Annotated in this window: 20 protein-coding genes; 9 read left to right on the top strand and 11 right to left on the bottom strand. The window is 69.8% G+C overall.

The genetic code is table 11. The features are described 5' to 3' along the window. The first annotated feature begins 4 nt into the window (after positions 1-4). Positions 5-919, top strand: coding sequence for a bifunctional DNA-formamidopyrimidine glycosylase/DNA-(apurinic or apyrimidinic site) lyase (mutM, locus tag ASD65_RS03440; protein ID WP_056218540.1), 915 nt, complete (start codon positions 5-7; stop codon positions 917-919). 7 nt (positions 920-926) lie between these two features. Here the strand turns inward: mutM and ASD65_RS03435 are convergent, their stop codons facing one another. From ASD65_RS03435 to ASD65_RS03420, 4 genes are all read right to left on the bottom strand, one after another. Beyond that, complete coding sequence (locus tag ASD65_RS03435) at positions 927-2,012, bottom strand: GNAT family N-acetyltransferase (RefSeq protein ID WP_056218537.1); 1,086 nt, start codon at positions 2,010-2,012, stop codon at positions 927-929. Continuing rightward, positions 2,005-3,102: a GNAT family N-acetyltransferase gene (locus tag ASD65_RS03430; protein ID WP_056218534.1), complete on the bottom strand. Its 1,098-nt coding sequence runs from the start codon at positions 3,100-3,102 to the stop codon at positions 2,005-2,007. Before ASD65_RS03430 ends, ASD65_RS03435 begins: the two co-directional genes overlap by 8 nt. Then, the gene (locus ASD65_RS03425; RefSeq protein WP_056218531.1) at positions 3,099-4,181 is read right to left on the bottom strand and encodes a GNAT family N-acetyltransferase; all 1,083 of its coding nucleotides are present in this window, start codon (positions 4,179-4,181) and stop codon (positions 3,099-3,101) included. The genes ASD65_RS03430 and ASD65_RS03425 overlap by 4 nt, the downstream gene beginning before the upstream one ends. Before the next feature lie 83 nt (positions 4,182-4,264). Continuing rightward, positions 4,265-4,531, bottom strand: coding sequence for a hypothetical protein (locus ASD65_RS03420; RefSeq protein ID WP_056218523.1), 267 nt, complete (start codon positions 4,529-4,531; stop codon positions 4,265-4,267). A 477-nt stretch (positions 4,532-5,008) separates the two neighbouring features. On the opposite strand from ASD65_RS03420, the gene smc reads away from it, so the two are divergent. The 3 genes from smc to ASD65_RS03405 all read left to right on the top strand — a co-directional run bounded on the left by smc (position 5,009) and on the right by ASD65_RS03405 (position 9,985). Then, positions 5,009-8,536: a chromosome segregation protein SMC gene (smc, locus tag ASD65_RS03415; protein WP_056218520.1), complete on the top strand. Its 3,528-nt coding sequence runs from the start codon at positions 5,009-5,011 to the stop codon at positions 8,534-8,536. A gap of 9 nt (positions 8,537-8,545) precedes the next feature. Beyond that, positions 8,546-9,418, top strand: a complete 873-nt coding sequence (gene ftsY, locus ASD65_RS03410) for a signal recognition particle-docking protein FtsY (RefSeq protein ID WP_056218517.1) — start codon at positions 8,546-8,548, stop codon at positions 9,416-9,418. Between the two features lie 66 nt (positions 9,419-9,484). Next, positions 9,485-9,985 carry a DUF2004 domain-containing protein gene (locus tag ASD65_RS03405; RefSeq protein WP_056218516.1) on the top strand — a complete coding sequence of 167 codons (501 nt, stop codon included), beginning with the start codon at positions 9,485-9,487 and terminating at the stop codon, positions 9,983-9,985. 7 nt (positions 9,986-9,992) lie between these two features. Here the strand turns inward: ASD65_RS03405 and lipA are convergent, their stop codons facing one another. From lipA to ASD65_RS03380, 5 genes are read right to left on the bottom strand one after another with little or no spacing between them, the layout of a single operon-like run. Continuing rightward, entirely contained in the window at positions 9,993-10,991 is a 999-nt protein-coding gene (gene lipA, locus ASD65_RS03400) for a lipoyl synthase (RefSeq protein WP_056218513.1), read from the bottom strand. Next, positions 10,988-11,626, bottom strand: coding sequence for a lipoyl(octanoyl) transferase LipB (gene lipB, locus ASD65_RS03395; protein WP_056224422.1), 639 nt, complete (start codon positions 11,624-11,626; stop codon positions 10,988-10,990). Before lipB ends, lipA begins: the two co-directional genes overlap by 4 nt. Before the next feature lie 53 nt (positions 11,627-11,679). Continuing rightward, positions 11,680-12,297: a response regulator transcription factor gene (locus ASD65_RS03390; protein ID WP_056218510.1), complete on the bottom strand. Its 618-nt coding sequence runs from the start codon at positions 12,295-12,297 to the stop codon at positions 11,680-11,682. After that, positions 12,297-14,117, bottom strand: coding sequence for a sensor histidine kinase (locus tag ASD65_RS03385; protein WP_056218507.1), 1,821 nt, complete (start codon positions 14,115-14,117; stop codon positions 12,297-12,299). The genes ASD65_RS03390 and ASD65_RS03385 overlap by 1 nt, the downstream gene beginning before the upstream one ends. 38 nt (positions 14,118-14,155) lie before the next feature. Then, positions 14,156-14,881: a hypothetical protein gene (locus ASD65_RS03380; protein ID WP_056218504.1), complete on the bottom strand. Its 726-nt coding sequence runs from the start codon at positions 14,879-14,881 to the stop codon at positions 14,156-14,158. Positions 14,882-15,004: 123 nt separating this feature from the next. On the opposite strand from ASD65_RS03380, the gene ASD65_RS03375 reads away from it, so the two are divergent. From ASD65_RS03375 to ffh, 4 genes are all read left to right on the top strand, one after another. Next, positions 15,005-15,973: a TetR family transcriptional regulator gene (locus ASD65_RS03375; protein WP_056218500.1), complete on the top strand. Its 969-nt coding sequence runs from the start codon at positions 15,005-15,007 to the stop codon at positions 15,971-15,973. A 63-nt stretch (positions 15,974-16,036) separates the two neighbouring features. Further along, positions 16,037-16,678 carry a hypothetical protein gene (locus tag ASD65_RS03370; protein WP_056218497.1) on the top strand — a complete coding sequence of 214 codons (642 nt, stop codon included), beginning with the start codon at positions 16,037-16,039 and terminating at the stop codon, positions 16,676-16,678. After that, a complete protein-coding gene (locus ASD65_RS03365) occupies positions 16,675-17,175 on the top strand; it encodes an RNA polymerase sigma factor (protein WP_056218495.1) in 501 nt (166 codons plus the stop codon). The genes ASD65_RS03370 and ASD65_RS03365 overlap by 4 nt, the downstream gene beginning before the upstream one ends. Positions 17,176-17,235: 60 nt before the next feature. Next, positions 17,236-18,798, top strand: coding sequence for a signal recognition particle protein (ffh, locus tag ASD65_RS03360; RefSeq protein ID WP_056218484.1), 1,563 nt, complete (start codon positions 17,236-17,238; stop codon positions 18,796-18,798). 18 nt (positions 18,799-18,816) lie between these two features. Here ffh and ASD65_RS03355 read toward each other — a convergent pair whose 3' ends face one another. Then, complete coding sequence (locus ASD65_RS03355; protein ID WP_056224420.1) at positions 18,817-19,548, bottom strand: 3'-5' exonuclease; 732 nt, start codon at positions 19,546-19,548, stop codon at positions 18,817-18,819. Between the two features lie 99 nt (positions 19,549-19,647). Here ASD65_RS03355 and ASD65_RS03350 point away from each other — a divergent pair, with 99 nt between their 5' ends. After that, the gene (locus tag ASD65_RS03350; protein ID WP_056218481.1) at positions 19,648-20,547 is read left to right on the top strand and encodes an alpha/beta fold hydrolase; all 900 of its coding nucleotides are present in this window, start codon (positions 19,648-19,650) and stop codon (positions 20,545-20,547) included. On the opposite strand, the gene ASD65_RS03345 is transcribed toward ASD65_RS03350, so the two are convergent. After that, on the bottom strand, positions 20,507-21,067 hold the full coding sequence (locus ASD65_RS03345; RefSeq protein WP_056218479.1) for a CGNR zinc finger domain-containing protein: 561 nt from the start codon (positions 21,065-21,067) through the stop codon (positions 20,507-20,509). The two genes, ASD65_RS03350 and ASD65_RS03345, sit on opposite strands and share 41 nt — an antisense overlap. Positions 21,068-21,072: the final 5 nt, after the last annotated feature.

Raw genomic sequence — 21,072 nt, 5'->3', positions numbered from 1 at the left:
AGTCGTGCCCGAACTTCCCGAGGTCGAGGTCGTCCGCGCCGGCCTCGAACCGGCCGTCTCCGGGGCGACGATCCTCGGCGTGACCGTGTGGGACGAGCGTGCGCTCACGCGACATCTTGGATCCGGCGCCCACTTCGAGGCGGTCCTGACCGGACGACGCATCGCGGCCGCCGCGCGGCGGGGCAAATTCCTCTGGATGCCGCTGTCCGAGGATTCCGGCGACCCGACCGCGGCCATCGTGGCTCACCTGGGCATGAGCGGGCAGCTGCTGCTGCGCGCACCCGGTGCCGCTCCGGAACGGCACGAACGGATCCGGCTCGACATCGCGCATCCCGATCACGGAGACCTTTCGGTGGTCTTCGCCGACCAGCGCACGTTCGGCTCGCTCGCGGTGGATCCGCTGCAGCCCACGCTGGACGGCGCGGCCGGTGGCTACGGCTCGAGTGCGCCGTCCACGCCGCACCAGGTGGCGCACATCGCCCGCGATCCGCTCGATCCCGCCTTCGACGATGCGTTGTTCCGCCAGGCGCTCAGCCGCAAGAACTCCGCGGTCAAGCGCGTCCTCCTGGACCAGTCGACCATCAGCGGCGTGGGGAACATCTATGCCGATGAGGCGCTGTGGGCAGCCCGCATCCATCCCGAGACTCCGGCGCAGTCGCTGTCCACGCGTGCAGTGAATCGCCTCCTGACAGAAGTGCGTGCCGTGCTGGAGAAGGCGCTGGCCGAGGGCGGCACCAGCTTCGACGCGCAGTACGTCAATGTCAATGGCGAGGCCGGGTACTTCGCGCACTCGCTGAACGCCTACGGCAGAACCGGTCAGCCGTGCCCTCGGTGCGGTCGTCCGATCGTGCGGGCATCCTTCATGAATCGCTCCAGTCACTACTGCGCGCACTGCCAGCGGATGCCGCGGACGGCGTGACCGGCGCTCAGTCGATCCGCTTCTGCCACTCGCCCGCATAGCGCGTCGGAGTGAAGCCCATCGCCTCGTTGATGGCGAGCATCGGGCGGTTCTCCTCGGCGTTCCCCGTCACGATCCGGCGCCCCTCGGGGAACGCGGTCGCGGCGAGCAGCAGCGTCTGCGTCTTGACGAGCGCGCCCAGACGATGGCCGCGATGCTCCGACAGGACGAGGGTGTCGTTCTGGTCGATGGGTTTTCCCGGGACGCGCATCGAGACGAGCTCGGTGAACGCCACCAGTCGACCGGATTCCGCGTGCTGCGCCGCGCCGACGAGTGTCGCCATGCCGCTGGTGAGCGTCATCGACTCCATCCGGCGCACGCGCTCGGCATCCCACGCCTCCTCGTCGACGACGCTGTCGCCCGCGGGGGCATCCGTCGACATGCGCGACTTCATCCACGCGTAGTCGTCGATCCACTCGTCCGGCGTCGGCGCCGTCCACGACACGTACCGATAGCCGGTCGATGCGCGCACGGCGTCCTCGCCCATGCGCCGCAGTGCCTCGGCCGGCGCATCGAGATCGAGTGTGCTGATCCGGTAAACCTGCTCCAGATCGTAGCCGCAGTGCGAGAGAAGGGCGGAGCTGGCGTCCGTGGGGACCGCACCGAACCCGGTTCGAGCGACGACGGGCTCCCCGGAGGAGGGGACGTGGTCGGTCCAACCCTGCAGGATGCTCCGGCCGCGCTCGCGCGCGCGGTCCTCCGCGAAGGCGAGCACGCGCCGGCCGAAGCCCTGCCCCTGGAAATCGGGAAGGATCTCGACGCGGATCTGCACCCGGCGCGATCCCTCCTCGAGGGGCACGTACATCATGAGCCTTCCGGCCAGCGCGTCCTGACTGCGCACGATCCAGCCATGCACCTCTTCGTCGGCGCTCTTCCAGTGCGGCAGGGATTGCGCCGGCGTCACGTCGATCGAATCGTCGCCCCGCACGGCCGCACCGACGCGGTTGCGCACCTCGACAGCCGCGCGGAAGTCGTCGGCAGCGGGATCGGCCGCGTCATCCGGCACCATGATGGGGCTGAGCAGCAACTCGCCCAGCGCCACGGAATCACGCATCCAGCACCTTCTTCCATGCGCCGGCGTAGGACGCCGGTACGAAGCCGATCGCCTCGTTGATGTCGAGCATGTGCCGGTTCTCCTCGGCGTTGAACGTCGACACGCGCGGCGACTCGGGTGCGATCTCGCGCCAGCGCAGCAGGTTCGCGCACTTGACGATCGTGCCGAGGCGATGCCCGCGGTGCTCCTTCAGGGCGAGTGTGCCGTACTGGTGCGTCGCCCCAGCGGGATCGCCCGCGATGACGAGTTCGTTGAAGGCGGCGAGGATACCCGTAGGCACGTGTTCCACCGCGGCGACCGAGACGGTGTGACCGCCCTTGAGCAGACGCTCGTCGCGGCGCGCCACGCGTGCGGCATCCCACGTCTCCTCTTCGAACACCATGTCACCGCTCGGGACGTCGGTTGCCATCCGTGACAGCACATAGGCGTACCCCGCGGCGTATTCGGCCGGGGTGGGCGCGGTCCACGTCACCACGCGATAATCGGGTCCCGCGATCGCCAAGGACTCGGCCAGCATGCGTTCGACCAGATCGAACGACCCGTGCAGGTCGAACACGCTGTTGCGCTCGGTCTGTGCGAACGTGAACCCGCGGCGGAGGAAGAACTCGGTCTGCCGGTCGTGCGCGGGAATGCGTCCGTACCCGGTCGGCGACGGGAGCATGTCTCCGGCGGCGTCGCCGCGGTGCAGCGTCCAGGTCTGGGCGATCGGGCGTCCCCGCTCGGCGGCGACGTCCTCCACAATGTCGAGCAGCGCGTCTTCGATGCCCTCGTTCCAGTGGTCGGGATGCGGGAACAGGTCGAACTCGAGGGTCTTGGTGCCCTCTTCGTTCGGCAGCGTGATGCTGACCGCGCCGACGATCTCGTCGTCCCGGTACGCCAGGTACCCGAGCCGCGTGTTGTCGGTCTGGTCCTGCCAGCCGGGGAGGCTCTCCTCGGGGGCGCTGCGGAAGTAGTCGTGGCCTGCGTCGCGTCGACACACCAGGTTGTCGAGCGCGTTCAGGTCCCGGAACGGTCGCGCGTCGGGGCTGTCGAGCGATGCGGGGACGGCGAGAGGCACGATGCGAAACGCCGTCGCGGTGTGGGTGGTCATGACAGTGTCTTCTTCCAAGCTCCGTTGTAGGCAACCGGCACGAAGCCGATGGTCTCGTTGATGTCCAGCATGGGTCGGTTCTCCTCGGCGTTGTAGGTGATCACGCGCGGGGATTCCGGTGCGACCTCGTGCCATGCGGCGAGTCCGGCGCACTTGACGAGCAGTCCCAGTCGATGGCCGCGGTGCTCCTTCAGCACGAGGGTGTCCTCCTGTGCGGTCGCCGTCGTGCGGTCCTTGCCGATCACGAGCTCGTTGAACGCGACGAGCGCACCGGTCTCGACGTGCTGCGCGGCCGTGACCTGCAGGGTGCGGCCGACGTCCGTGTACATCGAGTCGTGGCGCGCGAGGCGTGCGGCATCCCACACCTCCTCGTCGAACTCCATCGCGGCCGCAGGGGCGTCCGTGATCATGCGCGACTTCATCCACGCATAGCCCTCGATGTACTCGGGCGGCGTCGGCGCGAACCACTGCACGACGCGGTAGTCCGTGGACGCGGCGCGCGCCTCGGCGAGCAAGGCGGTCAACCGCTCCTGGGCCTCCGCGAGATCGAGCGCGCTCATGCGCTCGACCTGCTCGAGGGAGTACCCGTTGCGCAGGTAGAACCGGGCCGCGTGATCCTCGGGAATGGTCCCGAACCCCGTCGGCGGTGCGATCCGCGGTCCGGGAGCATCCGGATGCGTCGCCCAGGACTGCAGCACGGTGCGGTCGTGCTCACGGGCGACACGCTCGACGAGTTCGTACGCGGCCGTGCCGATGCCGCGACCCCATGACGAGCGCAGCAGCTCGATGCGCCAGAACACGACGCGAGAGCCTTCTTCGAGCGGTATGTCGACACCGATACGACCGACGACCGCGCCGTCGAGCACCGCGAGCCAGACGAACCGCAGCTCGTACTGGTCCGGGCGGAAGGCGGGCAGGAGTTCGTCGGGTGCGATGCTCTCGTCCTCGTTGCCGTTGATCTCGGCGTAGACGAGGTTGCGCACGCGCACCATCTCGAGGAAGTCGGCGGCATCGGCCGCGTCGACGGAGGCCGGCATGGTGAGGAGTCGCAGTTCAAGGTCTGCAGGCGGAGTGCTCATCGGTGTTCCTTCAGCGGATGCGGAATTGGTGGGTGGGGGCGTTCCGGGGCCGGTGAGGGCCCCGGAACGCCGGGTGACCGAGGTCATGCGCGCACCGCCCGGAGGAGGTGTTCGCGTTGTGCTGCCTGCTCTCGCGCAGTGCGGGCGGATGCCGCGGCGAGATCATTCGCGCGACTGTCGTGGTCGCGTGTCCGGTCGAGGCTGCGGGCGCCCCGCAGCAGCAGCCAGAGTCCGAGCCGCAGCGACAGACGATCGACGAGTGCAAGACGCACGCTGTCGGTCGAGGCGGCGGCGAGGGCTTCGTGCCTGTCCAGGTCGAGAGACCGGACGGGCATCAAGGTGTCATTCATGATGGTCTCTTTCGAGTGGGGGTGTGTGGGAAGGTGCCCGAATGGGCGGCGGCGCGCGGTGGCGCGGCAGGCGAGAGTGCTCGCAGAGGGATGCTCGCGGAAAGGGAGCAGCGCGGTCCGAAGCCGGAAGCGGCCAGGTGCGGAACCCGCCCGAAGGCAGAGTTCTCCCTAGAAGCCGTTAGATGGCGACGGGCGTGAATGCGCCGAAGGACAGGGTCACCGGAGCAAAGGGCGCACGGGTGTTCGGCGTAGTGCCGGTCGTGTTCATAAGCATCATCGGTAACCTCCTTTCGACTTCAGACGCGGAGACTCACGTTAGTCCGCTGGGCCGGCGCACGTCAAGCCATTTCTCAGAAATGACGGAAACCCGGGCGTGTTCGTGGGTGCGGAGACCCCGGATCACGGTCTGCCTCCGCGGACCGCGGGCAGAGTTCAGGTAGCGTAGTGCGGTAATCGACCGGGGCGAAAGGCGCATCCATGCACCTGAAGAGCGTGACGCTCAAAGGGTTCAAGTCGTTCGCGCAGCCGACCACGTTCGCTTTCGAGCCCGGCGTCACCGCGATCGTCGGACCCAACGGCTCGGGCAAGTCGAACGTCGTGGACGCTCTCGCCTGGGTGATGGGGGAGCAGGGCGCGAAGACGCTCCGCGGCGGCAAGATGGAGGACGTCATCTTCGCCGGTACCGCGACCCGCGGCCCGCTGGGCCGCGCCGAGGTGCAGCTGACGATCGACAACGCGGACGGCGCACTGCCGATCGACTACTCCGAAGTGACGATCAGCCGCACGCTGTTCCGCAATGGCGCCAGTGAGTACGCGATCAACGGCGACACATGTCGTCTGCTGGACGTGCAGGAGCTGCTGAGTGACTCCGGACTCGGCCGCGAGATGCACGTGATCGTCGGCCAGGGGCGCCTGGACAGCGTGCTGCAGGCGTCGCCGGAAGATCGCCGCGGCTTCATCGAAGAAGCCGCCGGCATCCTGAAGCATCGCCGCCGCAAGGAGAAGACCCTCCGCAAGCTGGACGCGATGGAGGCGAACCTCACGCGCCTCAGCGACCTCGCCGGAGAGCTGCGCCGCCAGCTCAAGCCGCTCGGTCGCCAGGCCGAGATCGCGCGCGAGGCCGCCACGATCGCCGCCGTCGTCCGTGATGCGAAGGCGCGGCTGTTCGCCGACGAGTTGGTGCGACTGCGCGGCGAGCTCGACGCCCACGCGCGCAGCGAGCAGGAACGCCACTCCGAGCGTCTGGTGCTGCAGGACCAGGCCGAGAACCAGAAGCTCCGCGTCGAGAAGCTCGAATCCGAACAACGCTCCGAAGTCGTCGATGCCGCGCGCGGCACCGCATTCGCGCTGGAGCGGGTTCAGGAGCGCCTCCGCGGGCTGTTCACACTCGCCGGGCAGCGGTTGGCGCTGCTGGGCGTCGACGACGACGCGGGCATCGAGCACGCGACCGTCTCACAGGCCACGATCGACGAAGCGCGCGCGGACATCGATGAGATCGGTGCCGGGCTCGGCGAGGCGCAGGATGCGGCGGCCGCCGCCATGCGCGACGTCGTGCGTGCACGTGCCGAACTGGATGCGCTGGACACAGACATCGCCGCGCAGAGCGCCCTCGTGTCCGAACACGACATGAAGCTGACCGCACTGCGTGGAACGGCGGAGGCCGCGGCATCCGCTCTCGCCGCCGTCCGTACCGCTGTCGAGCGGCAGGAGCGCGCGCTCGAGGCGGCGCTCACGCGACGCGCCGAGGCCGCGGAGACACTGGCGGGACTGGATCCCGATCTGGTCCCCGAGGAGTCGTCCGCGGAGCATGCGGCGGCCTACGACCGCGCGCAGCGCGAGGCTACCGAGACCGAGGCCGCGGTCGGCGCGCTGCGCGACAGGCTGCATGCCGCCGAGCGCGAGCATGAGGCTCTCACCGCCCAGACGAAGGCGCTGGGCCGCGCGCTGGACGTCAAGAACGGCGCCACCGAACTGATCGCACGCGGCGGTGCCGGCATCCGGGGCCTCGTCAGTGACTCCGTGCAGGTCAAGCCGGGGTACGAGGTGGCGATCGCAGCCGTGCTCGGCTCGCTGGCGGAAGGCGTACTCGTCGAAGGGCGTGGCGACGCCGTGGCGCTGGCCGACAACGTGCGTGGGGGAGACCTCGGCGTGGTCGACATGGTCATCGCCGGCGCCGGCATGATGCGTCCGTCGTTCCCGGTTCTCGCCGGCATCACACCCGCGCGCGAGGTCGTCACGGCCCCCGAAGGCGTGCTCGGCGTGCTGTCGTACGTGGCCATCGCCGACGATCTGTCAGCGGCCGTGGCAGCCGGTCCGGCCCTCGCCAACGCCGAGCTCGGCGGACCGGTGACGATCGTGACGCGTGCCGGCGAAGTCTGCACCGAATACACGCTGCGCGCCGGCTCCGGCTCGGGCCGCTCGCGACTCGAACTCGTCGCAGAACGGGATGCCGCCACCGAGCGCCTCGCCGAGGTCGCGGTCATCGCCGATGCACTGCGCGAAGAGCTCGAGGCCCGCGTCCGCGAGCTCGCGACATCACGCCAGCGCACGAAGGCGTCGCTCGAATCGCTGCGCGCCCACGATGCGGCGCTGGCCGCGCACGCGGAGCAGGTCAACCGCGCCACCGTGCGGCACGAGGCGGCCATCGCCGAGTGCGAGCGCCTGGAGGCCGGGCTCCGGCAGGCTCAGGCGGCGGTCGAGGAGGCCGAGGGTGCTGCCCGGGTCGCCGGGGACCGGCTGTCCGCGGCTATGGAGGCTCCGCGGCCGATGCTCGACGCGTCCGCGCGAGACGGCATGCTCGAGGCGCTGGAGGCGGCTCGCGATGACGAGATGCGCGCCCGTCTGGACGTCGAGACGCTCAAGGAGCGGGTGCGCGCCGGCGAGGCGCGCGTCGTGTCGCTGGAGCGGCAGCGCGAGCGGGAGCGGGCTGCGGCCGAGGAGGCCGCACGTCGTGCCGTCATCCGTCGTCTGCAGCGCGAGGTCGCCGCCGACGTGGTCGCGCAGCTGCCGGCGCTCATGGACTCGGTCGACCGGTCGGTGACGCAAGCAAAGGTCGAACTGGCCACTGCGGAGTCCGCACGCAGCGCCGTCACCGCCGAACTCACCGAGCTGCGCCGGCAGGAAGCGGCCGTGCGCGAGCGCCTGGCCGGACTCACCGAGAGCGTGCACGGCCTCGAGCTGAAGATCCACGAGAAGCGCCTGCACGTGACGAGCCTGCTGGAACGGGTGGCCTCCGAACTCGGGCTCGAGGAAGATATTCTCATTTCGGAATACGGCCCGGACCAGGCGATCCCAGGAGACGAGGTCGTCGAGGACGACGCGGCTGCGGCGTCCGTTCCGTTCGATCGCGCCGCTCAGCGCAAGCGCCTGCAAGACGCCGAGCGCAAGCTCGGCCAGCTCGGGCGGGTGAACCCGCTAGCCCTCGAGGAGTTCGCCGCGCTGGAGCAGCGGCACAAGTTCCTCACCGAGCAGCTCGGCGATCTCACCCAGACGCGCAAGGACCTCCTCACGATCATCGAGGAGCTCGACGAACGAATGCAGGTCATCTTCCTCGCGGCGTTCGAGGACACCCGCGTGGCGTTCGGCGAGGTGTTCCCGATCCTGTTCCCGGGCGGCACCGGCAGCATCTCGCTGACCAACCCCGACTCGCCGCTGACGACCGGCATCGAGGTCATGGTCCGCCCCGTCGGCAAGAAGATCGAGCGTCTCTCACTGCTGTCGGGTGGCGAGCGCTCGCTCGCGGCCGTCGCGTTGCTGACGGCCATCTTCAAGGCGCGGCCGAGCCCCTTCTACATCCTGGACGAGGTCGAGGCGGCGCTGGACGATGCCAACCTCGGTCGCCTGCTCGGCGTCTTCGAGCAGTTGCGCGAGAGCAGCCAGCTCATCGTGATCACGCACCAGAAGCGCACGATGGAGATCGCCGACGCCCTCTACGGCGTCTCGATGCGTCAGGACGGCGTGTCCGCCGTCGTCGGTCAGCGCGTCGGCGACCGCGTGGCCTCGTAGGCTCTACTCATGGCTGAAAGCTCCTGGTCTCTCGGTCGCGCGCTGCGCGGCATCTTCACCAAACCCACCATCGATGAGACGACGTGGGACGACATGGAGACCGCCTTGCTGACCGCGGACTTCGGCCCGGACATCACCGAGCGGCTGATCGAGGAGCTGCGCGAGAAGGTCGAGCGGTATCGCACGACAGATCCTCGCGACCTGCAGCGGATGCTGAAGGAAGCGCTCGAGGAGCACTTCGCGAAGTTCGACACCACGCTGCGGCTGACCGAACGCCCCGCCGTCGTGCTCGTCGTCGGCGTCAACGGCGTCGGCAAGACCACCACGATCGGCAAATTCGCCAAGTTCCTGCAACGCTTCGATCGCACCGTCGTCGTCGGTGCCGCCGACACCTTCCGTGCCGCGGCAGTCGACCAGCTCGCGACGTGGGCCGAGCGGGGCGGTGCCGCGATCGTGCGTCCGCAGCACGAAGGCCAGGATCCGGCGTCCGTCGCGTTCCAGACGATCGAGTACGCGAAGCAGACCAGCACCGAGATCGTGCTGATCGACACCGCCGGTCGCCTGCACACCAAGGGCGGGCTGATGGATGAGCTGTCCAAGATCCGCCGCGTGATCGAGAAGCAAGCGCCGATCAGCGAGGTGCTGCTGGTGCTGGATGCGACCACCGGCCAGAACGGCGTCATGCAGGCGCAGGCGTTCCTGGAGCACGCCGGCGTCACCGGGCTCGTGCTGACCAAGCTCGACGGCTCCGCCAAGGGCGGGTTCGTGCTGGCCGTGCAGGAGAAGACCGGCATCCCCGTCAAGCTCCTCGGACAGGGCGAAGGCATCGGCGATCTGACCGGTTTCACGCCGCACGTGTTCGCGGCATCCCTCGTCGATTGACCGGACTTCTTCGGGACACGCCCGTGTGGACTACCGCCCGAGCGCTCCCGCTGGTTTCATGGAGCTATGGCGATCGAGCATGACTTCTTCGGACTCTTGGAGTCCGGACCCGACGGATCGATCTTCTGGTCGGAGAACATCGAGTTCGGTGACCAATCCGTCACCGTCGATCTGACGGCCCCTGACCAGGAGGACGTGTCCCAGGCGGCGCTCGACGTCGCCGCGGCGATGGTCTCCTCCCTCGAGACGCTGGACATGTCCGCGCGCAACGCGATGGTCAACGAGCTCGACGACCGCACGAGCGAGGTGACGGAGTACCTGCTGCAGCAGCAGGCCACCTTCGGCGACCAGCTCGAGGAGCTGCTCGTCGACATCTCCGGCGACACGCACATCGACATCATCCGCTCGCTGCAGCTGATGAGCATGACGATCCTGGCCGACGAGCACGGCGGCGCCGACCCCTTCGCGGTACTCGAATACGCCCTGGACCCGGATGCCACCGACGACGTGCTGCTGGTGAACCTCGCATCCGACGGCACGGTCCAGTCCGTCACCAGCGCCGACTGAGCCGGCGTCACACCGCCTGGGCGAATTCCACGCCCTCGGCGGCGATGTCCTTGGCGAGGTGGGAGAGCGACTCCGGGATGTCGCGGCCCTTGGCGAGCATGGACTGCGCCCACAGCCGCCCGGCGCGGTACGACGAGCGCACGAGCGGACCCGCCAGTACGCCGAGGTAGCCGATGCGCTCCGCCTCCTGCTTGAACTCGACGAACTCGTCGGGTTTGACCCAGCGGGCCACCGGGAGATGCCGGGGCGTGGGGCGCAGGTACTGCGTGATCGTGATGATGTCGGTGCCGGCGTCGTGGAGGTCCTGCAGCGCCTGCACGACCTCCTCGGGCTCTTCGCCCATGCCGAGGATGAGATTGGACTTCGTGATGAGCCCGGCGTTGCGCGCCTGGGTCAGCACGTCCAGCGAACGCTCGTACCGGAACGCCGGGCGGATGCGTTTGAAGATGCGCGGCACGGTCTCGACGTTGTGTGCGAAGACCTCGGGCCGTGAGTCGAACACCTCGCCGAGCAGCGCCGGGTTGCCGGAGAAGTCCGTCGCGAGGATCTCCACCCCGGTGCCCGGGTTCTCGGCGTGGATGCGGCGGACGGTCTCGGCGTGCAGCCACGCCCCTTCGTCGGGTAGGTCATCGCGCGCCACACCCGTGACCGTGGCGTAGCGCAGGCGCATCCGCTGCACGCTCTCGGCCACACGGCGGGGTTCGTCCGTGTCGTAGTCCGCGGGCTTGCCGGTGTCGATCTGGCAGAAGTCGCATCGGCGCGTGCACTGCGAGCCGCCGATGAGGAACGTGGCCTCGCGGTCCTCCCAGCACTCGTAGATGTTGGGGCACCCGGCCTCCTGGCACACCGTGTGCAGCCCCTCGTCCTTCACGAGCGCGTGCAGCTCCTGGTACTCGGGGCCCATCTTCGCGCGCGTCTTGATCCAGTCCGGCTTGCGCTCGATGGGCGTCTCGGCGTTGCGGATCTCCAGGCGCAGGAGTTTGCGGCCGGCCGGGTCGGCGGTCATGCGGCCACCCCCGCGTACTCGGCGAGGAACACGCGCGTGACGCTGTCGAGGATGTCGCGCGGTGCGACATCCCGCCCGACGACCTCGCTCACCGTCGTGACCCCGGCATCCGTGATGCCGCAGGGGATGATGTCGCGGAAGCCCGCGAGCGAGTTGTCGCAGTTGATCGCGAACCCGTGCATGGTGACTCCGCGTTCGACCCGCACGCCGATGGCGGCCACCTTGTCCTCGGACAGGGGTCGGCGCACCCACACGCCGCTGCGTCCGTCCACCTGGTAGCCGTCCACGCCGTGCTCCCGGAGCGCGGACATCAACAGGCGCTCGAGACGGCGCACGTGCTCTACGACATCCATCGGCTCCGGCAGGCGCACGATGGGATAGCCGACGAGCTGGCCGGGGCCGTGCCATGTGATCTTCCCGCCGCGATCTACGTCGATCACAGGCGTGCCGTCCTGCGCGCGCTCATGCGCCTCGGTGCGCTTGCCTGCGGTGTACACGGCCTCGTGCTCCAGCAGGATCAGCGTGTCGGGGCGGTCTCCGTCCACCACGGCGGTGTGGACGCGTCGCTGCAGGTCCCACCCCTCCAGATAGGGCACATACGCGGGGGAGAGCCCCGCTTCCAGGATGTCGAGCACGTGCACTCCTCGCTTGTGGCGGTTGTTGGATCGCATCCAACAATACGCCCGGCTCAGGATGCTTCGCGCACCATGCGGGCTGCATGATGCCGGTCCCGCGCGCCGAGCTTGACCAGCACGATCGACACGTAGTTCGCGACGGTCTTCGCCGACAGCGACAAGCGCGACCCGATCTCGGCGTTACCGAGCCCTTCGGCCAGCAGACGGAGGACGGATGTCTCGCGCCGGGTGAGACCGGCGCTGTCGGCCAACCGACCCAGGCCGGGGTCGCGGGCGGGAGCGTGGCGCAGGCCCGAGCTCAGCATCGAGGCCCCCAGTTCTGCCGCCTGGACCGCGGTGAGGATCTGATCGGCGGCCGAGTCCTTCACGACGAACCCGATGGCCCCGGCCTCCAGGGCCGCGCTCACGGTGGCCGCGTCGTCGAAGGCGGTGACGACCACGACTTTCACGGCGGGGTCGGCCGCGATCACCCGCGCCGTCGCCACGACGCCGTGCTGATCGGGGAGCCCGAGGTCCATGATCACGATCTCGGGTGCGGTCCGCGACTGCTCTGTCAGGGCATCGGTGGCGTTCGCCGCCTCAGCGACCACATCGTGTCCGCCGGCGGTGAGGAGCGCGACCAGGCCTCGCCGGAACACCGGGTGGTCGTCGACGATCAAGATGCGGCTCATCAGGCGCTCCGTGGGGTCAGGTCGCCGGCATCGGGCGCGGGTACCGGTTCGAGGGGGAGTCTGGCGCGGACGACTGTGCCGCCCCCGAGGGCGGGCGAGATGACGGTCGCGCCGCCGAGTTCGCGGGCGCGCTGTCGCATGGACTCCAGACCGAGGCCCGCGGTGCGGTTCTCGGCGAGCCCGACGCCGTCGTCGCGGACCTCGACGAGGAGGGACGTCGGATCCAGGCCGACGCGCACGGCGATCTGTGCCGCCTCCGCATGGCGGCGGGCGTTGGAGACCGCCTCCTGTGCGATCCGCAGTGCCGCGACCTCGACGCGGGGATCGAGGTGGAACTCGCCCTCCGGACCGGTGACGCGGACCTGCGGCCCCGCGGTTCCGTCTCGAACCAGTCGTCGCTGCAGCGTGATCAGGAGTCCGTCCTGGTCTAGCGCCTCGGGCCGGAGATCGTGGGTCAGTTCGCGCACCTGCGCCAGCGCGGCTCCGGCGTCTTCGCGCAGCGTCTCGGCGAGGCGGGCCACAGCCGGACGATCGGCCGTGAGCGCTGCGATGGCGGTGGCGCTGAGTCCCAGCCCCGCCAGCGTGGGCGCCAGATCGTCGTGCAGGTCGCGCCGCATCCGCGCCCGCTCCGACTGGCGCAGCCGCTGCAGATGTTCACGCGCATCGACAAGCTCCGCGAAGGTGCGCACCCCGTGCAGGGCCGGTGCCGACTGGCGCACCAGTTCGTCGACGACGGCGGCATCGTGTGCGGTGAGGGTGAGCTCGGTCCGCCGGGGCGAGACCACCAGCACCGCGAGCCGCTCGCCGCGGTACATCACCGGGAATTCCGTCGTCGCGGAGGCATTCGGCTCACCGACCCGGACCTCCACCTCGCCGGGACCCCGCAGCACGACCTCCTCGAAGCCGAGCGCTTCGTGGATGAGGGCGACCAGCGTGTGGGGCACAGCGGTCAGGTCGAGCTGAGCATCCAGGCGCGCACCCAGCTCGCGCAACGAGCTGAGCGGATCGGCCCGGCGTCGGAACACGAGCCGATCTGCGGCGTGCGCGGAGAGCCGGGTGAGCGGGACGGCGAGGATCGCCACGGCCAGAGCCGTGAGCCACGCGGCGGAGGCGCCCAAGTCGCTTGAGAGGGCGATGACCACGGCACACGCGGCCGCCAGCGGGATCGCGGTGAAGACCACCACGAGCACGCCCCGGAGCGCCCGGTCGACGTTGAGCAGCCGCGGCCAGGCCAGGCCGATTGCGAATCCCGGACCGATCCAGAGGCCGGCGAGGTTCGCCGCGGCCACCGAGAGCGGGCCGTGCTCGGCCACTGTGCCGCCCTCGGCGAGCATGATGACGGCGAAGATGCTGACCTCGACGATGACCGCCAGCAGGGGCCAGCGCAGTCGCATCCGATCATCGGCGGACAAGCGCCGCGAATAGCGATAGATCAGCACGCCGACGCCGAGCAGCGTCTGCGCACCGGCCGCGAACGGCCACCACGCGGCATCCGTGATCTGTGAATCGGTGGCGATGTACGCCGCTGTGCCGATCACCGAGACAGCGAGCGGGATGATGGTCCACCGTGGTCGCAGGCGTCCGTCCGGATACGTGAAGCACAGGACCGGGAAGCATACGAACCAGGCCGCGGCCATCGGCGTGCTCGCCGCTGTCGCGATGAAGCCCGTGGATACGAGCAGTCCCAGCGTGGCCACGACGGGAACCCACGCCGCGCGCACGTCCCGGCGACGGACGAACGCCACGACGAGACACGTGGCGGTGCCCCAGCTGACCGCCATCACGATCAGCTGGGACGCCAGCAGCAGCGTGTGGTCCATGGGATGAGTATCCCGACTGGATCAACGGGCCGATAGCCTCACTCGCTCCGGCGCCGGCCGCGACGGAGCCAGGCCACCGCGAGCGGGATCAGACCGAGGAGGATGATGTTCATCCCGGTCAGCAGCCCGGTGACGGCGGCCGGCACCGCGATCAGGATGGCGGCGATCCACAGTGTCGTCGGCATGCTGCGGCCGATCAGCCCCGCGCGTCGCCCGGTGACGGCCAGGATCACGAACCAGGCGGCGATGCCGAGACACGCCGTGAGCCGCATACCCTCGTGCGTGATCATGATCGCCTGGTTGGCGAGCCAGCGCGCGTTCTCGGGCACCTCGGGAATCGCGGTGAGCGCCGACCCGGCCAGGCTGCCGAGGGTCAGGTCGATCGCTCCGGCGATGATCAGGGCGCCCGCCGCGAGGAACCCCAGTCCCTGCCCGACGAGCACGGGGTACGTCGCTGATTCGCGTGTGGCGCGAGCGCGTCCGCTCGCGAGGACCGCGATGCCGATCGCGACACCGAGCACGGCCAGGCCCAGTCCGATCGCGATGCCGTACGGATTCGCGGCGCGGAACTCGGCCAACGTCTGGTCGGGATTCATGTTGGCGGGGTTGAGCAGGGTCGCCGCGAAGGCGATCGGCTCGACCAGCCAGGCGATCGCGGCGACGAGCGCGGCACGCCCCGCGATACGGAACGAGCGCCGCGGGTCTTCGATCGGTGGCGTGACTTCGCGGCGGGCTGCGGCAGCTTCGGTGGATTCGACGGACATGACGGCTCCTTCTCCAGGTGGTGCCCCGATTCCAGCGGAGGACGTTCCCGGGCGGCCACGGCATCCGTTCCCGGATTCCCGGGAGCTTTCTCCCGGCTCCCCGGTCGGCCATAGCCTGGGGGCATGACGACAACGCCGCGTTCCGGACGCCCCCGCGCCTCGTCGCGCGAAGTCCTCGCTGAAGCCGCCTGCGAGCTGTTCCTCGAGCGCGGGTACGACGCGACCTCGATCGTGGACATCACCACGCGCGCCGGAGTGAGCCGGTCCAGCTTCTTCAACTACTTCGCCTCCAAGGGCGACATCCTCTGGGCGGGCCTGGACGAACGGATCGCGGATGCCGAGGCCGGACTGCGCACGGCGCCCGGGCACGCCGACGCGGCCGTCCGCCAGACGCTCGGTCACCTCGTCGCCGGCTTCGCTCCGGATGTGCTGGCGCTGGCCCTCGCGAACGCTCCGGCCATGGGGATCGAGGATGAACTGGAGCGTGAGACGGCGCTTCGCCGCGCCCGCCTGGGGCGCATGATCGCGGGCCGCTTCCGCGCAGTCGGCGTCGATGCCTTCCGCGCCGATGTGTCCGCGTCGGCCTACGCGGGCGCCCTGATGGCGGCGATCGAGCACTGGGCTCTCGCCGGGCCCGGCCGCACATCCCTGGCGGACATGCTCGGCCGCGCGCTCGCCTCCGTGACAGGTGGCGGCAACGTCCGACAGCTGCGCGTCGTGGTGCACGCCGAGGATTTCGAGGGCGCGCTGACCTTCTATCGCGACACGCTCGGGATGCCGCAGGCCGATGCGTTCGAGGCGGATGGCGGTGCGCGCGTGGTCATCCTCGACGCCGGACGCGCAACCCTCGAGCTCGCGAACTCCGCCCAGGTGCGCTTCATCGACACGGTCGAGACCGACGGCGTCGCCAGCGAACCCATCCGGCTGGCCATCGAGGTGGACGACACCCTCGGCACGGTCGAGCGCCTCGCCGACGGGGGAGCGGTGGTCGAGGCATCCGCCCGCGAGACGCCGTGGCGGTCGCTCAATGCGCGGCTGCGGGCGCCCGCCAACGTGCAGCTGACGGTGTTCCAGGAACTCGGTCCAGCCTGACGCGGACGATTCGCCGGATGCCGGACAGGTACAGGGTGACGCACACCTGACGATGGAGGCACCATGAACCCCGACGCGCTCGACGACCAGCTGCACCGATCCGCTCCGACGTCGGTCGCCCCGACACCGGCACTGCACGCGGACCTCGCTGCGATGATGCGGGATGCCGAGGCGGAAGTCACGCGGACGGCGCCCCCGACGCGCCGGCGCGTGTCCCGGATCGCGATCGGCGCCGGGCTCGCCCTGGCGATGCTCGGAGGCGCGGGAGCCGCCGTCGCGGCGGGCGGCTTCGCGTGGCTGCCGTGGGCGCAGGACCCGGACGTGGCCTACGCGTACACGCTGCCCAGCGGGCGCGCCTGCGAGGCGCGGGTACTCACGGACAACGCGTCCCTCGGCGCGGACGGCGCTTCGCCTGAATCGGTCGCGCAACTGCGGTCCTGGTTGGCTGCGACGGACGTGCTCGCGATCGCGGATGTCGACGGCGTCCTCGCGACGCTGCGGAGCGAGCCCGACCCCGAGCTCATGGTCGTGCTGACGCCGGAGGGACCGCTGGACGTCGTGCCGCGCACCGCCGAGGGGCCGACGCCGGACGATGAGTATGCGCAGGCCGTCGACCGCGCGGTGAACGAGGCGATCGCCGCGCATGCCGCGACGATCGACACCGGGTGGTGGGCGTTCGCGATCCAGATGCAGTGCGAGCGATGACCCGCTCCCACGCGGCCCTCGAGGCGGCGCTGGCCGCGTCATCCACCGATCTCCTCGCCTACCTGCAGCGACGGGTCGGACCGGTCGACGCACCCGACTTGCTCGGCGAGACCATGATCGTGGCCTGGCGCCGCGCCGGCGAGGTGCCGACCGAGCCCGAGCGCGCGCGCATGTGGCTCTTCGGCATCGCGCGGGGGACGCTCCTCAACCACGCGCGCGGTGAGCGCCGACGGTGGGCGCTGGCCGACCGCATCCGCGGGCATGTCGATGCGGATGCCGCGGCCCCGGGCTCTGACGAGGGGCTCGAGGTGCGCGACGCCATCGCCCGGCTCGACCCGGATCTCGCGGAGCTCGTGCGCCTGGTGCACTGGGAGCGGCTCTCGCTCGTCGATGCGGCGGAACTGCTCGGCATCCCGGCGTCCACCGCGCGCGGCCGCTACGCGAGGGCGAAGGAAGAGCTGCGCGTCGCCCTCGGTGCGACCGCGTCGACGCCGTGACCCCAGAGGATTCGGCGTAGCGCGGGATGCCGCATCCGCTCGGATAGAATTGGCCCCATCATGGCGACTTTTGGCACGCTCTCCGATCGGCTTACCGAGACTTTCCGCAACCTTCGCAAGAAGGGGCAGCTGACGCCCGCAGACGTCGACGGGACGGTGCGCGAGATTCGTCGCGCCCTGCTCGACGCCGACGTCGCCCTGCCGGTCGTCAAGGAGTTCACGGCGAAGGTGCGCGAGCGCGCCCTCGGCGATGAGGTGAACCGGGCGCTCAACCCCGCCCAGCAGGTCGTGCAGATCGTCAACGAGGAGCTCGTCGCGATCCTCGGAGGGCAGCAGCGTCGCCTGCAGTTCGCCAAGACCGCGCCGACCGTCATCATGCTCGCCGGCCTGCAGGGCTCCGGCAAGACGACCTTCGCGGGAAAGCTCGCGAAGATGCTCGAGAAGGAGGGCCACACACCGCTCCTGGTCGCCGCCGACCTCCAGCGCCCCAACGCCGTCAACCAGCTGCAGGTCGTCGCCCAGCAGGCCGGTGCCGCGATCTACGCACCCCAGCCCGGCAACGGCGTCGGAGACCCGGTGAAGGTCGCCCGTGACGGCGTCGAGACCGCCCGTCGCCAGCAGCACGACGTCGTCATCATCGACACCGCCGGTCGCCTCGGCGTCGACGCCGAGCTGATGAAGCAGGCCTCCGACATCCGCAAGGCCGTCGATCCCGACGAGGTGCTCTTCGTCATCGACGCGATGATCGGTCAGGATGCCGTCAACACGGCCAAGGCCTTCCAGGAGGGCGTGGATTTCACCGGCGTCGTGCTCTCCAAGCTCGACGGTGACGCGCGCGGTGGTGCCGCGCTGTCCGTGGCGTCGGTGACGGGTCGCCCGATCATCTTCGCGTCCACAGGTGAGGGCCTCGACGACCTCGAGCCGTTCCACCCGGACCGCATGGCCTCGAGGATCCTCGACCTCGGTGACATCATGACCCTCATCGAGCAGGCGCAGAGCGCGTTCGACGAGGCCGAGGCCATGAAGGTCGCCGAGAAGCTCGCGACCGACAGCTTCACTCTCGAGGACTTCCTCGAGCAGATGCAGCAGATGAAGAAGATGGGCTCGATGAAGAAGATGCTCGGCATGTTGCCGGGCATGGGCCAGATGAAGCAGCAGCTCGAGGACTTCGACGAGAAGGAGATCGACCGCACCGAGGCGATCATCCGCTCGATGACGCTCGCCGAGCGCCGCAACCCCAAGGTCCTCAACGGCTCACGCCGCCTGCGCATCGCACGAGGCTCCGGGATGACGGTGACCGACGTCAACGCTCTGGTGAACCGTTTCGAGCAGGCCGCGAAGATGATGAAGACCGTCGCGCGCGGCGGTGTGCCCAACATCCCCGGCATGGGGCCGATGCCCGGTGCGCGTCCCGGTGCGTCAGCCAAGCGCGGCAAGCAGCCCAAGGGCCGCCCCGCCTCGCGGTCGGGCAACCCGGCCAAGCGTGCTGCCGAAGCGGCCGGTGCCGTCGAGGCTGCTCCCGCAGCGCCGACCGGATCCGGTTTCGGACTCGGTGGCGGCGGCGCGAAGGCACCGACCGAGGCCGACCTGGCCGAGCTCCAGAAGCTGCTCGGCAAGGGCTGAGCCCGCGGGCCGGCCGCGTCAGCGGATCGGCCAGCTGCCGTCGAGTTCGTCGTCCGGTTCGATGCGACCGATCTGGATGAAGTACTCCGTCAGGCTCGCAGCCTGGGTGCGCGCCCACGCGATCTGTTGCGTGTGCAGCTCTTCGATCGAGGGCGGCAGCCACGGGGCGAACCGCGCCGCGAGCGCCTGAGCCACGCGGCCGGCCGCGATCGCGTCGGCGGATGCCTCGTGCGCACCGTCCAACCGCACCGCGTAGTGCGCGGCGACGACTTCGAGGGTGCGCTTGCCGCGACGCCAGCGGTCGTACGCCTTGTCGACGACGAGCGGGTCGATCACGGGCGACGGGTCGGTGATCGGCGCGATGCCGTGGCGCAGCGCCTCGTACTTGAGCAGCGAGAAGTCGTACGGCGCGTTGTACGCGACGACCGGGATACCGGCGTCCAGCAGGGCGCGCAACGCCCCGACCACCTCGTCGACGACCTCGACAGCCGGGCGGCCGTGGTCGCGGGCGTGCTCGGTCGAGATGCCATGGATGGCGGAGGCGCCCTCGGGGATGGGCACGCCGGGATCGGCGAGCCAGTCCTTCGCCTGGATCACAGTGCCCGAGGCATCCAGCACGCCGACGTGCGCGGTGACGATGCGATCGGTCGTGACGTCGATGCCCGTCGTCTCGAGGTCGAACACTCCCACGACGCGCACCCAGTCCGGAGTCTCGAACAGAGGGAGCGGCTCGGCCTGCCACTGATCCATGCCGATCACGGTATGCGCTGCCGCCGACATCCCCATCGAGGCGCTCCGCGGCGAGCGGTATGCGGTCGATGCGCAGGTGCGGACTCGTAGACTTCAGGTGTGCCCGTCATGAGTCCCTACGCCGACCTCCTCGACCGGATCCCCGTCGAACGACGGGAGGTCGAGGTGCTGGGCGGCACGACTGCGTACTGGGTCTACGGCCCGGAGGATGCCGAGACCACGATCCTCGCAGTGCACGGCTTCCGCGGCGAGCACCACGGTCTCGAGCCCGTCATCGCGCACCTCGAGGGCTTCCGCGTCATCTCACCCGACCTGCCCGGCTTCGGTGAGACGCCGCCCCTGCCGGGTCGCACGCACGACCTGGACGCGTACGGCGACTGGCTGCGCGCGTTCGCGCCCGCCGTCGCTCCGGGTGCCGTCATCCTGGGCCACTCGTTCGGCTCGATCGTCGCCTCCTCCGCCGTCGCGGGTGGCCTCGAGACCCCTCGTCTCATCCTGGTGAACCCGATCGGCGCGCCGGCGCTCGAAGGGCCCCGCGGCATCCTGACCCGTCTCGCGGTCTTCTACTACTGGGCGGGCAAGAAGCTGCCCAAGCCGGTCGGCGACGCGCTGCTGCGCAGCGGGATCGTGGTGCGGGTCATGAGCACGTCGATGGCCAAGACCCACGATGCCGAGCTGCGCCGCTTCATCCACGACCAGCACGACACGTACTTCTCCCGCTTCGCCGACCGCGACGTGCTGCACGACGCATTCCTGGCCTCGGTCTCGCACGACGTGCGCGAGTTCGCGCCGACGATCGCGCAGCCGACGCTCATGGTGGCCGCGGTCAAGGACGACATCACGCCGATCGAGGCCGAGCGCACGCTGGTGAAGCTGTTCCCGGATGCCGAGCTCGTCGAGATCCCGGACGTCGGGCACCTCATCCACTACGAGACGCCGGAACCGGCGGCCGACGCGATCAAGCGGTTTCTCGCGCCTTCCTCGCCCGGTACGCGTTGACGTTCATCCGATTGCCGCAGTTCCCCTCGTCGCAGTAGCGCTTGGAGCCGTTGCGCGAATAGTCGATGTACACCGACCCGCAGTCGTCGGCATCGCAGACGCGCAGCCGCGCGTATTCGTCGGAGCGGATGACCTCGGTGACGGCCATCGCGGTCTCCACCAGGATGCGGGTGGCCAGCGGTGCCTCGTCGACGGCGGCATGGATGTGCCAGTCGTAGTCGTCGTGGATGACGAGCTGGGGGAGTGCGCGACCGTCGCGCAGCATCTCGTTGACCAGCGGGACGGCGCCGTCGCGGTCGACCTCCCACAGGCGGTGCAGACGCGAGCGGATGCCGCGGACCGCGGTCACCTCGGCGGCATCGTGCCGGATCGTCCCGGTGTAGGGGTGGGTGCTCAGGAAGCGCTCGAAGTCCTGGACCGATACGAGTCGATCGACCCCGTCGCTCGCCGTCACCGGAAGGGTGTTGACGAGGTCGACGGCCGCCGTCAGCGACTGGCGCGTGTCATGAATGAAAACCATGTTGA

The organism is Microbacterium sp. Root61 (genome assembly GCF_001427525.1).
GTDB lineage: Bacteria > Actinomycetota > Actinomycetes > Actinomycetales > Microbacteriaceae > Microbacterium.
This window is presented reverse-complemented; position numbering and strand designations above follow the sequence as displayed.

Bases quoted from the DNA above. Each gene is read 5' to 3' on its own strand.
- ASD65_RS03435 (WP_056218537.1), bottom strand. From the start codon at position 2,012: ATGCGTGATTCCGTGGCGCTGGGCGAGTTGCTGCTCAGCCCCATCATG.
- ASD65_RS03430 (WP_056218534.1), bottom strand. From the start codon at position 3,102: ATGACCACCCACACCGCGACGGCGTTTCGCATCGTGCCTCTCGCCGTC.
- ASD65_RS03425 (WP_056218531.1), bottom strand. From the start codon at position 4,181: ATGAGCACTCCGCCTGCAGACCTTGAACTGCGACTCCTCACCATGCCG.
- ASD65_RS03420 (WP_056218523.1), bottom strand. From the start codon at position 4,531: ATGAATGACACCTTGATGCCCGTCCGGTCTCTCGACCTGGACAGGCAC.
- smc (WP_056218520.1), top strand. From the start codon at position 5,009: ATGCACCTGAAGAGCGTGACGCTCAAAGGGTTCAAGTCGTTCGCGCAG.
- ftsY (WP_056218517.1), top strand. From the start codon at position 8,546: ATGGCTGAAAGCTCCTGGTCTCTCGGTCGCGCGCTGCGCGGCATCTTC.
- ASD65_RS03405 (WP_056218516.1), top strand. From the start codon at position 9,485: ATGGCGATCGAGCATGACTTCTTCGGACTCTTGGAGTCCGGACCCGAC.
- lipA (WP_056218513.1), bottom strand. From the start codon at position 10,991: ATGACCGCCGACCCGGCCGGCCGCAAACTCCTGCGCCTGGAGATCCGC.
- ASD65_RS03390 (WP_056218510.1), bottom strand. From the start codon at position 12,297: ATGAGCCGCATCTTGATCGTCGACGACCACCCGGTGTTCCGGCGAGGC.
- ASD65_RS03385 (WP_056218507.1), bottom strand. From the start codon at position 14,117: ATGGACCACACGCTGCTGCTGGCGTCCCAGCTGATCGTGATGGCGGTC.
- ASD65_RS03380 (WP_056218504.1), bottom strand. From the start codon at position 14,881: ATGTCCGTCGAATCCACCGAAGCTGCCGCAGCCCGCCGCGAAGTCACG.
- ASD65_RS03375 (WP_056218500.1), top strand. From the start codon at position 15,005: ATGACGACAACGCCGCGTTCCGGACGCCCCCGCGCCTCGTCGCGCGAA.
- ASD65_RS03370 (WP_056218497.1), top strand. From the start codon at position 16,037: ATGAACCCCGACGCGCTCGACGACCAGCTGCACCGATCCGCTCCGACG.
- ASD65_RS03365 (WP_056218495.1), top strand. From the start codon at position 16,675: ATGACCCGCTCCCACGCGGCCCTCGAGGCGGCGCTGGCCGCGTCATCC.
- ffh (WP_056218484.1), top strand. From the start codon at position 17,236: ATGGCGACTTTTGGCACGCTCTCCGATCGGCTTACCGAGACTTTCCGC.
- ASD65_RS03355 (WP_056224420.1), bottom strand. From the start codon at position 19,548: ATGGATCAGTGGCAGGCCGAGCCGCTCCCTCTGTTCGAGACTCCGGAC.
- ASD65_RS03345 (WP_056218479.1), bottom strand. From the start codon at position 21,067: ATGGTTTTCATTCATGACACGCGCCAGTCGCTGACGGCGGCCGTCGAC.